14 protein-coding genes are annotated in these 13,972 nt (G+C 35.0%); 2 read left to right on the top strand and 12 right to left on the bottom strand.

Going from position 1 to position 13,972, the window contains the following annotated elements; all coding sequences use genetic code 11:
• Positions 1 to 37: 37 nt before the first annotated feature.
• The 9 genes from K412_RS0112520 to K412_RS0112480 form a co-directional block, all read right to left on the bottom strand.
• Complete coding sequence (locus K412_RS0112520) at positions 38 to 1,594, bottom strand: putative ABC exporter domain-containing protein (RefSeq protein ID WP_024833432.1); 1,557 nt, start codon at positions 1,592 to 1,594, stop codon at positions 38 to 40.
• Positions 1,582 to 2,292 (bottom strand): ABC transporter ATP-binding protein, encoded by a 711-nt coding sequence (locus tag K412_RS0112515; RefSeq protein ID WP_024833431.1) that lies wholly within the window; start codon positions 2,290 to 2,292, stop codon positions 1,582 to 1,584. The genes K412_RS0112520 and K412_RS0112515 overlap by 13 nt, the downstream gene beginning before the upstream one ends.
• A 23-nt stretch (positions 2,293 to 2,315) precedes the next feature.
• A complete protein-coding gene (locus K412_RS0112510) occupies positions 2,316 to 3,368 on the bottom strand; it encodes a type I phosphomannose isomerase catalytic subunit (protein ID WP_024833430.1) in 1,053 nt (350 codons plus the stop codon).
• A gap of 106 nt (positions 3,369 to 3,474) precedes the next feature.
• Positions 3,475 to 4,752: an ABC transporter permease gene (locus K412_RS0112505; protein ID WP_024833429.1), complete on the bottom strand. Its 1,278-nt coding sequence runs from the start codon at positions 4,750 to 4,752 to the stop codon at positions 3,475 to 3,477.
• Positions 4,749 to 5,645: an ABC transporter ATP-binding protein gene (locus K412_RS0112500; protein WP_024833428.1), complete on the bottom strand. Its 897-nt coding sequence runs from the start codon at positions 5,643 to 5,645 to the stop codon at positions 4,749 to 4,751. Before K412_RS0112500 ends, K412_RS0112505 begins: the two co-directional genes overlap by 4 nt.
• 26 nt (positions 5,646 to 5,671) lie before the next feature.
• Entirely contained in the window at positions 5,672 to 6,193 is a 522-nt protein-coding gene (locus K412_RS0112495; RefSeq protein ID WP_024833427.1) for a DUF2812 domain-containing protein, read from the bottom strand.
• Positions 6,177 to 6,518 carry a PadR family transcriptional regulator gene (locus K412_RS0112490; RefSeq protein WP_024833426.1) on the bottom strand — a complete coding sequence of 114 codons (342 nt, stop codon included), beginning with the start codon at positions 6,516 to 6,518 and terminating at the stop codon, positions 6,177 to 6,179. Before K412_RS0112490 ends, K412_RS0112495 begins: the two co-directional genes overlap by 17 nt.
• Before the next feature lie 312 nt (positions 6,519 to 6,830).
• Complete coding sequence (locus tag K412_RS0112485; protein ID WP_024833425.1) at positions 6,831 to 7,280, bottom strand: hypothetical protein; 450 nt, start codon at positions 7,278 to 7,280, stop codon at positions 6,831 to 6,833.
• A 382-nt stretch (positions 7,281 to 7,662) separates the two neighbouring features.
• Positions 7,663 to 9,609: a bifunctional metallophosphatase/5'-nucleotidase gene (locus K412_RS0112480; protein ID WP_024833424.1), complete on the bottom strand. Its 1,947-nt coding sequence runs from the start codon at positions 9,607 to 9,609 to the stop codon at positions 7,663 to 7,665.
• 125 nt (positions 9,610 to 9,734) lie between these two features.
• Here K412_RS0112480 and K412_RS0112475 point away from each other — a divergent pair, with 125 nt between their 5' ends.
• Positions 9,735 to 10,505 (top strand): SDR family oxidoreductase, encoded by a 771-nt coding sequence (locus tag K412_RS0112475; protein WP_024833423.1) that lies wholly within the window; start codon positions 9,735 to 9,737, stop codon positions 10,503 to 10,505.
• Between the two features lie 7 nt (positions 10,506 to 10,512).
• Here K412_RS0112475 and K412_RS0112470 read toward each other — a convergent pair whose 3' ends face one another.
• Complete coding sequence (locus K412_RS0112470; protein WP_024833422.1) at positions 10,513 to 11,397, bottom strand: AraC family transcriptional regulator; 885 nt, start codon at positions 11,395 to 11,397, stop codon at positions 10,513 to 10,515.
• Between the two features lie 182 nt (positions 11,398 to 11,579).
• Between K412_RS0112470 and K412_RS0112465 the strand changes: the two genes are divergently transcribed.
• Positions 11,580 to 12,500, top strand: a complete 921-nt coding sequence (locus tag K412_RS0112465; RefSeq protein WP_024833421.1) for a DMT family transporter — start codon at positions 11,580 to 11,582, stop codon at positions 12,498 to 12,500.
• 48 nt (positions 12,501 to 12,548) lie between these two features.
• Here K412_RS0112465 and K412_RS0112460 read toward each other — a convergent pair whose 3' ends face one another.
• Positions 12,549 to 13,049: a hypothetical protein gene (locus tag K412_RS0112460; RefSeq protein WP_024833420.1), complete on the bottom strand. Its 501-nt coding sequence runs from the start codon at positions 13,047 to 13,049 to the stop codon at positions 12,549 to 12,551.
• Positions 13,050 to 13,235: 186 nt separating this feature from the next.
• Positions 13,236 to 13,883: a DedA family protein gene (locus K412_RS0112455; RefSeq protein ID WP_024833419.1), complete on the bottom strand. Its 648-nt coding sequence runs from the start codon at positions 13,881 to 13,883 to the stop codon at positions 13,236 to 13,238.
• Positions 13,884 to 13,972: the final 89 nt, after the last annotated feature.

Genomic DNA, 13,972 nt, shown 5'->3' with positions numbered 1-13,972 from the left:
TACAATAAAGAAATTTATGTGTCAAACATAATACATGTTATTCCATAAGTTCGCTCTGCTCAAAAATACCTTTGCTAAGATACGCCAATAATATGGAAATGGCAATATTTACAGCCAGCATGCATATAGATGTTTCTATAACATTTGGTATACCATTTGAAATAACGGCTATTACTACTAATATTATTATGGCAGGTATACAGGCAGCAATTGCAAATAGCATTCTGAGCATTGTAACTACTACTGCATTGGAATTTGAACCTATTAACCTGTATGTAAAGACCTCTGCAAAAACAAAAAGTATGGCAAAGCTAAAAAATACAAGTACATAATTAATCCCATTGGTAAGACTGAGTTTGTAAGCTATAGCCGCAATTATAAGAGCTACTGCACCGTTTACCATTGTTTTAAATAGTCCCGGCAATACAGAATAAATAAGTTTTTTGAATGAGCTTTCTGGAATCAGAAAAACGTAAGGTTTCTTAAAATCCTTGTGCCATGAATCATTAAGAGACATGGACAAAGCCCCGAAACCCACCATTGCCATTACAAAGCTGAAATCCAATCCAAAAAGTAAACCAAAAGCCACGTAGAACAATTGTAGTAATATTTCCCTGGTACTGGCTAATAAACCGAGTTTTTTGCTTTCCAACATCTGCTTTGAATATATTGCAGCTGCTCCGACTCCAAATTTAACAGAGACAGACTTGTTTTTTAACTTTGAAAAAGCATGTGAATCAGCCTTACCCGATGTCTTAATATCATCCATTATCTTTTGGAGATTAATCGAGTCTTCTAAAGTTTTTTCATAGAAATCAGCTTTTACATTATACAGCATAATGCAAAGAAAGGCATTTACAGCCAGAAGCAAACATACAGCCGGAACAAATCCGGTGAGTATATTTCCTGTCAAAAGTGAACTTATAGCCCATTTTGTCCAACCAAAAAGCGGTACCCAATTATACCAGGAGCTTTCAAAGTAATTTTTAACTGTAGTCTTTAATTCAAAATCATTATTAAAGAACATTACTGCAAAAACAGCTGCAAGCACCCCTATAAAAATCCAGAAAACCTTCTTTGAATTTTTCTTGAAGTCTGCATTCTCAGTGTCAACTATGTAAATATAATAATACGAAAGAAAGATAACTCCAAGGAAAAGACTAATAATTACAAGGGTTATCAAATATTTTATAAAACTCAATGCCGGCCCAATTAACAATGGAAGGTAAAAGCACATAAAGAAACCCATCATCAGCGAAGCAGGTGCTACAGAAACCAAAAGATACATCAGTACCTGTCTTTTTTCAAAGGGCCCTGTAAAAAGGAAGTTAGCATCTGCCATTGTCAATATTCCCGTATCTTTTGAAAGAAACGAACTGTATAATAATACTCCCAAGAAAAGTACAATTGCTGCAATAATTGTTTCTGTAGAGATACTCTGAAACGGAGCCTTTTTCATTTTAAAAGACGAAATAAAAATAAGTATAAATCCAACCACAGCTAGTATGGTCAGAATGGCAGATGGAACACTTTTAAATGAACGTTTCATCTTATTTATATAGGAGCGTTTAATTAAATACATTATTGCCTGCATTCTTCTTCCTCCCCGGTGAGTTCAAAGAATATTGTTTTTAAATCCCTTCCGTCTAGCTCCTGTTTTGTAATCTCTGAAACTATTTTACCTTTATTCATTATGTATGCTCTATCCCAAACATCATTTATTGTATCAATTATGTGAGTGCTAACCAGAACACTCTTCCCCTGTTCTTTAAGCTCTTGGAATATCTTTAAAACCTCATTTATTGCTTTTGGATCAAGACCAACTAATGGCTCATCAAAAAGTACCGCTTTGGGTTCAATAAGCATGGCCAGTGCAATACTAAGCTTCTGGGTCATACCTTTCGAAAGCTCTCTTACGTATTTGTCCTTTTTATCAAAGATTTCGAGTCTTTCAAATATAGCGTTTATTTTGTCCTCCCATCCTGTTTCCAGTTTGTAGGCCTTAGCAATGAATTCTGCGTGTTCCATGGGAGTCAGCAAGTCATACAAAGCAGGCGTTTCGGGTATATAACCAAACACCTGCTTTGCATCAACTGTTTTATTTGGAAAACCCCATATTGTTATTTCACCATCAAACTTTAAGAGTCCGGCAATGCTCTTAATTGTTGTAGATTTTCCTGCACCGTTAGGTCCTAGAAGTATAGTTATTTCACCTGGCTTTGCTGTCAATGAAATTCCATCAACTGCTTTGAACTTACTATAGCTTTTTGTCAAATTGTTTATTTCAATCATTTTTTCCCTCCATGTTTTTATTGTTAACTAAGAGTTAGTAACTTGTAAATTTGGCTGTTTGCGCATCCTGCATTTCTCATTGGGTTTACAATATCGCTTATTAAGTCAGGTATATATGCCTTTAAAGCCTTTAGCTTTCCTGAAACAGAGTATTCGCCCAAGGCGGCAGGCAGATATACTGTTTCTCCAGCGTTAACTTTTACATTTGCTTTTTCTGCTTTAATCACCCCATTACCTTCCACAAATATGTAAATATAGAATTTACTTCCATCACATTTTTCTACAACTTCCCCACTTAATTCATATCTTTCACATGCAAAATATCTGTTTGCAACAAATACTGTCTTAGAACATGCTTCATTAACTTTAACTTTCACGCCTTCACATTTTATATTTCGGTTTTCATTTTTAAAATTAATTACATCAATGGCTTTGTCAAGATGAAGCTGACGCCCTACTCCGTTTCTGTCAACTCTGTTGTAGTCAAATAGTCTGTAAGTAATATCTGAGGTCTGTTGTATTTCCGCTATGACAATACCTTCACCTATAGAATGGATTGTTCCTGCAGGTATATTTATAACATCTCCCGGCATAACCTCTACTTGTAACAAGCATTCTTCCAAGTGATTTTCTTTGACAGCCCTTAAGAATTTTTCTCTGGTAACATCTTTTTTCAGGCCAACAACCAGTTTTGCTCCTGGTTTTGTATCTATTATATACCACATTTCATTTTTTCCCAAGCTATTTTCAAAAACTGCAGCATAGTTATCATCTGGATGTACCTGAACAGATAATTTGTCGTTTGCATCTATAAGTTTTATCAGTATAGGTATTTCTTTGCACCTTGAAGGAAAATTTAAGCCTACAATATTTACCGGATCAGACTCTATAAGCTCGGTAAGTGTCCGTCCTGCAAATTCACCATTTGCTACTACACTAAGCCCGTTTTTATGACAGGACACCTCCCAGCTTTCTGCAACTAACCCTTCGGGGAGCTTTCTGCCCAATTTTTCAAAATATCGTCCTCCCCAGATATAATCTTTGTAGATTGGTCTAAATTTAAAAGGATAATACATAAATTGTCCTCGCAGACTAAATGCCAAATGATTTTTCATTTGGCATTTATAGATTTATATATTATCCAATTTATTCCATGTATTATGATTTAGTGATTAAATATTTTTATTTACTAACCCCTTTATTTTCTTTTGAAAACTGCAGCAATTTTCCTATTTTTAATCTATCTCCATAATGAAGAACCGCAAAGGAGTAGAGCTTTATTGAAATCATTCCCACAAGAACTATAGTTATGAGTAATATTCCCAGTGATAGTCCTAGTTGCCAAAATGGAACATCTGTTGTAACCAGTCTTGATGGTATTGAAAACGGTGATGTAAATGGTATTATTGAAGCTACTTTTGCAGCAGTGCTGTTTGGAACTGCAAATGTTCCATAGGAGAAGTAAAATGCTATAAGTGCTATAAAGGACATAGGCATCATTGCAGAGTTTACATCTTCTGCCTTGCTTACCGTTGCACCAACAACAGCATACATAAGTGCATACAGTGTGTATCCGAGTATGAAGTAAATTATTACCATTACGAGTGAAAAAGGTGTAAAGCCTGATAAATCCAGTTTCATACCGCCAATAGTAAAGTCAGATGGAAAAACTGTACTATATGTCAATACACCAACCCCCATAATCAATGCAAGCTGTATAAGTCCCAATGCTCCCATGCCGGCAGTTTTTCCTAGTATTATTCTTGAAGGTTTCACGGAAGTTATGAGCAGCTCCATAACTCTTGAGGTCTTTTCTGATGCGACAGACATTGATACTCCATAGCCGTAAAAATATATGGCAAAGAATAATATTATAACTATAAATATGCTGGAAATATATCCTCCGATTTTACTGTTGCCCAATTCTTTTACATTAACATTTAAATCTGTTAATGTCTTCGTAATAACATCTTCAGAAACATTTTCCCCTTTTAGTAAGGTTGTCACGTAAACATTCTTGAATACCTTGCTTATTATATCTGGGTCCGGGCCGTCTCCATACTGTTTTGTAAAATACTCTACATTTGGAATATTATCCTTCAGGCTAGCAACTATCATATAGCTCTCACCCTTATCCTTTATATCAGCTTTCAGGTCTTCCTCTTTGTCAGCAGTTACCTTTTCAAGCTTAAATCCCAGCATTTGCTGCTGCAATTCATTTATTCCCTGTTCAAAAACTCCTATTTTGTCAACCAAATATACTGTTTTGATGTTTTTAGAATCTGTCTGTGTCTGCTCTTTCTGATTATCATCGCCTGCTGTTTTACTGTTGGTAATTGCTGCCGGTATTACCATAGCTGCTACAACTATTACAAGAATCAATACAGTTGATATAATAAATGATTTCTTTCGTGCATTTTCTTTAAAAGTATACTTGAAAACTTCTAAAAATTCTTTCATTTTGCTTCACCAGCCTTTTCTATAAATATTTCATGAAGTGACGGTTCTCTTATCTCAAATTTGTCAAGCAAAAGCCTTTTGCTAAGGATTTTTTCAAGTAGCTTGTATGCTTGCTCTTCATTTGAAATTTTGAATTCATAGCCTGCTGCAGTTCGGTTCACCTTCGTAATACCCTCTTGTGCAGCAAGTTCAATAATATCTCCCTCAGAATTTATTAACAGATTATTTCTTCCGTAGCTGTGCTTGATTTTTTTAAGATTTCCGTCAAGAACGGTGTTACCATTTTTAAGAATTACTATATCCCTGCAAAATTCCTCAACTGTGGACATTTGGTGACTTGACATTATTATGTACTTTTCTTTCTTTATAAGTTCATGTATTACTCCCTTGAACAACTCAGTGTTTACAGGGTCCAATCCGCTGAAGGGCTCGTCCATGAATATAAGGTCAGGGTCATGCAATATAGATGCAATAAACTGTATTTTTTGCTGATTCCCTTTGGAAAGCTTTTCTGCAGCCATATTTGCATATTGGCTTGCTTCCATTCTCTCCAACCAATAGCTTATGTCTTTTTTTGCCTTAGCAGCACTTATTCTTCTCAAGCTTGCAAAATACATTAGCTGCTCCATAACTTTTACTTTAGGGTACAACCCTCTTTCTTCAGGAAGATAGCCAAAATTCGTAATCTGGCTTTCTACGGGTTTATTATTCCACATTATGCTTCCCGAATCTTTTTTTACAATATTCAATATCATCCTTATTGTCGTGGTTTTACCTGCTCCATTTGTACCAAGCAGTCCAAACACACCCGGTTCCTTTACTTCAAAGGAAATATCGTTGACAGCAAGCTTTTCACCAAACTTTTTTGATACATTTTGAACTTTTAAACTCAAATTATCCACCTCTTTTATTTAAATTTTTAATGTTTCTTTCTGAATTTAGTTATTTGCATCACTACATTAGTAATTACAAATGAAAAGAACGCTAGAATAGCAGAACCCATTATGCAAAGAACAGGCAGCATAGCTTTGTTGCTGTCATTATATGTGTCCCATATCATATTTCCGAATGAAACACACTCCATTATTGTAGCAACCAATAATATTGCAAGTAATGCCTTATTTCTGGCAATTAGGCTTTCGAAATCAGTGTAGAGTTCTGGTCTCTCATCTTCATACTGTTTCCTCAATATGTACCAGCCCATTCCTATCTGATACAGATCCCATCCATCATCTTTAAGCAGTGTCACATAATCCGGGGTAAGCTTGGATTGGTAGTCAATACAGTATCTTGCTTTAACAGGGTTACACCTTTCAAAGTAAAATAATAATCCTTTGATTTTTGTTTCAACCAGTCTGTGACCATTTAACTCCATTTCTTCTAACCAGTTTTCAATCATTTCATGCTCCCATGCCCACCAAAATTTAAATATCTTGATCATGATTAAATCCCCCCAGAACTTTGTGCCCGTTTACATACATTTCGTCTATACGACCCATTTCCTGTTCAAGCAACCATTTACCCTTCTCAGTTATCCTGTATAATTTGCGCCTGTCCTCTTCTCCTGCTGGCTCAATTAGGCTATCCTTTTCAAATTTTGTAAGGGTTCCATAAATGGTTCCTGCTCCAAGAATTATCCTACCATCGGTTATCTCCTTAACATGAAGTATAATTCCATATCCGTGTCTGGGCTCATTGAGTGAAAGCAGAATATAAAAACCGGTTTCGCTCATGGGTAAATATGATTTTAATAGTTTTTCATTCATACCCTCTTCTCCTTCACATATATCACATTGTGATATATCATGTGTATAATATATCATAACGTGATATAACGTGTCAAGATATATTTTAGTAATAAATATTCTTCAACATTTATGAACATAATGAATGTACATTTTCGCTTTTAATCAATATACCCGGAATACTATCGTTTAATGTCTATTTATTACAAAGCATAAAAAAAGCAGCTACTCTATTGAGGTAACTGCCATTAGTATAAATCATATCAAATATGCTTAAAAAGGGTAAATGCAAATCCACGTAACCCCTCTTTCTATATTTATCGAGTCTATTTATTAATTCATAACTTTCTTATATGTTTTTATTTTACTAATATCAACATTGGTTGATATGTACTCTGACATCCTTTCAAAACCTACCATAAGGGTTTCAATGGAAAAGCGTTTAGATGCAGTTCTTACTGCAATTTTTTCATTTTGTCCTAATCTCGTTATAGTGATTTTCCAATCCACTTGCTCTATTTCAGATACGTCAAAACTATATGAGCCAAATCCTTTTTTTAATGTGATTTTTTGCCCATCCACAGAAATTTTAAATAGTTTTGACTTTATCATATAGCAGATAAAAGGTATTGAAATCGCACCACAAAAAATATATAGTGCAGCATGTTGTACACCTTGAAAAATTGTAAATGGCACAGGTAAAAGCACACATATTGCTGTCCCGCATAACATATACCAAAAGAAAGTTTTTGGCAAGCTTACAGTGAATTTATTTTTTTGCATTATAAATTGCTCCCTTCTATAGTAAAGTGAATCTGCGAAACATCTTCTCGTTCTCACTTCTTATACCACTCTTTAACTTTTCTCTCTTCTATAATATCAGCTACATCGCCATTTATGCGAACAATATATGATATGAACTCTTCTCTGTTCTTACTGATTGTTTCAAGGGAAGTGATTTTCTAATCTGAATTTGAGAAAACGTTTGAATGGAACTAATTATGTATTATATCACCTTGCCTATTTTATGTCTACAATATCTACATTGTAGTAATACACTTCTAAGTCAACATAGCGGACACCGAAAGTGCGACTTCTACGCCGCACCTTCTGCATGAACTTCAACTGGTGTCTTTCGTCGAAATATTTATCTTTCTATCGTCTCCTACACAGTCACATTATTTCTTTGCTTCTTCCTAACTAGCCTTACTATAATTACAATTGTAGCTGTTATAACTACAACTACAGCTAATACAACCAAGTATATCGTTACTGCTATACTATTGGGGTTACCCAAAATAGCTGAGAGACTCTTTCTATTATCAATAATTTTTCTTCCCTGTAAGCCATTGTAATAGTATGGGATTTGGGGTACACCCTCAACTTTCGGAAAAGATTGAAGATATTTGGCAGTGGCAAGCCATTCCTTTAGTTCAGTGGTATGCCCACCTGACTTTGAGTAAATTATATGAGAATCAAAATCCTTAATAGGTTTTCCCTCCTTGGTTTTTGGTGTAACCGACAAAAGACCTAAAGACTTAGCTCCTACAGTAGAGAGCATTTGTGCATTATACAATCCGCTTACTACCCTATAGAGCTTTTTGTCATCTATTTTTTCCTTTGTCCCGTCAGGCTTCTGCAGGTGCACCTCAGTAACCCTGTTTAGTATCATTCTAATTGGGTTATAGGTATAGCTGATTCCTGACATGTACAGTTGGGCATAATTCAGCATAGGAGATATAGAAACGTCCAGTTCGCACAAATTTTTCAGTTCTTTTCCTGTAAGATATGCTGATATAAGAGGATATCCGGATATATTATCGGGCCCGATTCCAAGGCAGCTTGAAATAAATGCATCCTGTACAGTTATATCACCTTCCACAAATGAACCCCTCATTGTTCCTACAGGTACAATAGCAACTGATACAGGTTCATAATTTTTGCCTTCCGCCTGTTTAACCGAATATATATATCCGTCAGAGATTAGGTTGCCCAAAGTGTCCTCCTGCAATTTTTTGCCTATTTGATCAGTAGCAATAAAGCTAAAGGGGGACCGACATAAAACCTCATCAAACCCCAAACCAAAATAATTAAGATACTTCTTCTGAACCATATCCTTGAAATTACTTATGGTTTTGGAAATTTTTAAATCCTCATCAATTGATTGCTCAATTTTCACTAAATGATAATCCTTAAGATACCATCTTTTGCCTGGATCTTTTATAAGTTCAATAACCCCCATATTATTTCCGTATTCGCCGCAGGAACCAATTATCGTATTCCCATGTATAATTGGCTTATTCAAAAGAGTATGAGTATGTCCGCTTACTATAACATCAATGTCCGTAACCTTCTTTGCAAGTATTTCGTCTTCTGATTTTGATGCCTTTTCCCCCGTACCAGAGTGAGACAAACATACTATAAGGTCTACCCCTTCCTGTTTGAGCTTTTTTACCACCCTCTTTGAACTTTCTACAATGTTATCAAAGGAAACCTCTGTAGTTGTTATACAATTGTCAGCATCCTTCCCCATAAGACCGAATACTCCAATTCTGATTCCTCCTTTGTTGATTATGGTGTATTCTTTGACTCCATATGCTTTCATTGACTGCTGCAGTTCATAAGAGGATTTAGTCATTTTTTTCATATCCGGAAATACTATATTTGAGCTGACTATCTGTGGAAGCTTGTCACCGCTGTTCTTTGCAGCATATAAATGTCTTGCAAGACCCATATCTTTAAATTCAAATTCATGATTGCCAAATGTAGTTACATCATATCCCATTTGCCCCATAATCCTTAACTCCGGTGCATCTGTTGAAAACAATGATTGAAATAAATCTCCCATAGAATAGTCTCCGGCATCTACCAGAACTGTATTTTTACTGTCTGCTTTTTCCTTGTCAATTGCCGTTTTCAATCTTGAATATCCACCAGTCCAAACAGTGTTGCCGTTATATTCTCCCTTGTTTGCCAGCAAGTGATCATGCATATCATGAGTAAATAGTATTTTAATCTCCTCTGTTTCCTGAAATGCATATGTTTTTGAGAATAGGAAAACTAATATAATTATGGCTGCTATTGCTAATAAAGTCTGACTTTTATACCTCATTTTTATCTCCCCTGTTCAATAAGCTATACTGCTACTTATTCATAGGCTTCACAGTTTATGCATTTTATCCGTGTTTTTGATATACTCTAGATATTGTACTAAAAATAAAGGAGGTTTTGAAATATATGTCACAATTTACAAATAAAGCCATAATTATAACAGGAGCAGGCCAAGGTATAGGAAGGGCCATATCAAGAAAATTCGCCCAAGAAGGGGCTCAAGTTGTAATTGCTGATATTGACCAGGAAGCAGGAATGGAGAACGAAAAACAAATAAAAAATGAAGGTCATGAAGCCATTTTTATAAAAACTGACGTTACAGACCCAGCCTCTGTAGAAGCTATGGTTAATTATACGTATAAAAAATATGGCAGAATCGACGTATTGGTAAACAATGCGGCTATCACCGGCTTTGGCAATATATTTGAAACAACTGTAGAAGAATGGGACAAGGCTATTGCCGTAAACCTTTCAGGCGTATATTATTGTTCAAAATTCTGTGCCGGATTTATGAAAAACCAAAACAGCGGATGCATAATCAATATGGCCTCAACAAGGGCATTTATGTCCGAGCCAGATACAGAGCCGTACTCTGCCTCCAAGGGAGGAATTATTTCATTAACTCACGCTCTGGCAATCTCTCTTGGTAAATATGGTATACGAGTTAATTCCATCAGTCCAGGGTGGATAGATGTTTCGTCCTGGAAAAAAAGTTCTGTTGCATGTCAAGACATTTTATCAATAGAAGATCATACCCAGCATCCAGCCGGAAGAGTAGGTGTTCCCGATGACATAGCCGAGGTATGTCTGTTTCTGGCATCCGACAAATCCGGCTTTATAACAGGTGAAAACATAACTGTAGACGGCGGAATGACTAAAAAAATGATTTACGTTTAGTCTACAGTCATCCTTCAACCTGAAAGCTGTTAACAGGGTGTTCTAGAGCAGACTTGCAATATTTTCTTGGAGACATACCATACATTTTTGAAAAAGTGCGTACAAAGTTGGAATAATCATTAAAACCACATTCCCCTGCTGCATCAGAGGGGGACTTTCCCTCTTTTATAAGGGCCGCACTTTTTTGAAGCCTCTTGTTATTTACATAACTATGGATTGAGAACCCTGTGTTTGCCTTAAACTTATGCATAAGATAATACTTGTTAATGTAGAACTTTTCGGATAATGCCGTTATGCTCAAATCTCCCGACAGGTTCCCATTAATATAGTGAATTATTTGCTGAATCTGTTCGTCAAACTCTACCTCTATATCTTCTACTTGTTTATCTGGTTTTAGATATAATCTGTTTATGTAGACCATGAATTGTACAAAAAGTGCATTTGCAAGGATACCTGAACCAAATGTAGCGTTTTTAAGCTCTCTTTCAAGATTCCCCAGTATAGGCTTTATATTATTGAGTGAATTAGCACCCAGCCTTACCAAATGCTTTTTTTCTCTGGCAAGATTAAAGCAAGTCAAAAGATCGTTATCGCAATTCCCATGTTCCTCTAAAAATCTGTTGTTTATCCATATAACTATTCTTTCATAGTCACGATCAGGTGCTATTATTGGCTTATGTACTTGGTTTCCCGGAACAAAAAGAACATCCCATGGTTTGAGCTTATAGTTTTTGCCTTCTATATTGTATATAACGTCACCAAGTAAGAATATTATTATTTTATTAAAATCGTGGTAATGGTGTTCAAACTGAATATTCTTTCTGTCCTTCAAGTGGAAAAATTTAAAATCATCCTCTAGATAGCCTCTTTTAATACCTGGTTCCTTTTCCATATTAACAATCCTTTCACAGCTTTTCATATTACATAGTAGTACTATTCTATTATATGTATCAAAAAAAATAAATGGACAAAAAGCATTTTTTGCAAATTTTTAAACAGTTTATGCAATAATCTTGGATAAAAATTAGAATATAATGTAATATGTAAACTAATTAATTCTGGTGGGTACATATTATGAACATTATTACAAAAAGTAACGCTCAAATATTTCTTATTTTAAATGCCATACTTTGGGGTTCATCTTATATATGGTCCAAAATGCTTTTGGGCTTTCTCCCCCAGTTCTCTATACTCTTTATATGTGCCGTATTAGGGTTTTGTTCCACAGCCATAATATTCAGAAAAAAACTGCATGGCTTTAATAAAAAAATTGTTGTCACATGTGTACTTATAAGCCTGATTTCAGTTGTAAGCAACACCTTTTGCATGCTTGCTCTGAAGAAAACCACAGGTTCAAATACGGCATTTATAGTACAGCTGTCAATTGTAATAACACCCGTAATAATGGCTGTTCTAGAAAGAAAATCACCCTCTCGGAAAACAATCCTTCTGGCAATGACAGCAATGGTAGGCATTTACTTTATTACTTTTGCAGGAAAGGGTTTTAGTGTAAATATAGGAGATATTTTTGCATTATGTAATGCGATTTTCTTCTCCTTGTTTATAGCACTACAAAACAAGTTTTCAAATGTATTTACCGCAGTACAGTTTACATTTATACAGCATAGTACAAACATAGTTTGCTTTTTGATTCTAGCTCTGGTATTTGAAACAGGTAAGGTAACATTTTCAAATGTTGTAAATCCGATATTCTTATTTCTTATTTGCCTTAATGCTGCTGTTACTATTTTTACTTCTCTGTTTCAAAGCTCTGCAATCAAGTTTGTACGGCCTGAAAATGCAGCCATTACATATGCTCTAGAGCCTGTAGTTACTGCAGCTCTGGGTATACTGCTTCTTGGTGAAAGATTTACAGGAGTTCTCCCTATTATTGGCTGTGTGATTATATTGGTTACAATAATTGTTTCAGCATTTAATAAAGGCAAAACCTTTTCAATACAGTCATTGAAACTACGTATTACAACAAAGGCATGATAAAAGGACGCACTTTTATAATTATGCGTCCTTTCTTGTCATATCAAACTAATCATGTTTTTTATTTTTCATCTTGTCCATCTTAAATTTAGGAAAATCTTTGCCATCCCACTTATCGAGCTCCTCTTTGAACTCTGTCAGAAACTTTTGGCCTTCTTCCTTTGTTAATTTCCCTTCTGAAACCTTTTTATCAATGTGTTTCTGGAATCTGCTATAAATTTTTTCTTTCTTTTCAGGAAGGGACAAACTGTTGAACTCCTTGATTTTCTGTAAGCGCTGGTCGATTTCCTTTATCTTTTCGTCAGCCTCTTCCTTGGAAATACGCCCTTCTTTCAAGTCTTCTTCTATTCTTTGCTTCTTATCTTCAAGATATTTAATGGGATCCTTACGACACTTATGACATTTGTCTCGGTCCTTAATCTCTTCTTTATGTTGATCAACTGCACCGTCTTGTGATTTTGAACCTATGTCGGACTTAACTGCAAAGACATTAGAAGATAGTATTGAAATTAAAAATGCAATAGCAACAAGAACTTTAATCTTTTTCACTACTATCACCTCCTTTGGATACATAACGTACAAGGTACAAGAGCCCCTTGTCATGGCTATTATACATAGACTACTAAAACCATTGTAATTTACGTATAAACATATAGTATCGTACCCAATTGGAGTAATTTATATTAATAATTTGAAATTTCTGAGTATTATATTAATTTGTAGCAACAATACTGATTAATCTGTTGAGCCTGTTTTTTTATTTTTTAAGTATGTCACAAAACCAGGCAGAACAGATATTGCAATTATGGCTAATATTACAAGTGTGAAGTTATCCTGAACAACAGGAACATTTCCGAAAAAGTATCCTGCTGTAAGGAACAGTAATACCCATGAAATACCACCTATTATATTGTAGCTTATAAATTTCATATAACTCATGGAGCCCATCCCTGCCACAAAAGGCGCAAAGGTTCTAATTATGGGTATAAATCTTGCAAGGATTATTGTCTTGCCTCCATGCTTTTCATAAAAGTTATGAGTTTTTTCCAAATGCTCTTTTTTAAGAAACCTAACATTGTCTTTTCTAAATACCATAGGTCCAAACAATTTCCCTAAATGATAATTACAGGTATCTCCAAGAATAGCCGCAGCTATCAATACTATTGCAATAACCTTCAAATTAAGTTCCCCGCTTGCTGAAAGTGCCCCTACCACAAAAATCATTGAATCTCCTGGAAGAAAAGGAGTTACAACAAGACCCGTCTCACAAAAAACTATAGCAAATAAAATTACATAGGTCCAAACCCCGAAATCATTAGCTAATTGGGTTAAATTTTCATCCAAATGAATTACAAAATCAAAAAACCATACAATAATATCCATTCATACCTCTTTACGTTTGTTTTTTATTTACTACTTTATACAATATACTTAAATTTAACCCAAAAGTCTGTTCATGTATACAAATTTTT

Origin of the sequence: Ruminiclostridium josui JCM 17888, from assembly GCF_000526495.1 — a bacterium.
Taxonomy (GTDB): domain Bacteria; phylum Bacillota; class Clostridia; order Acetivibrionales; family DSM-1351; genus Ruminiclostridium; species Ruminiclostridium josui.
This window is presented reverse-complemented; position numbering and strand designations above follow the sequence as displayed.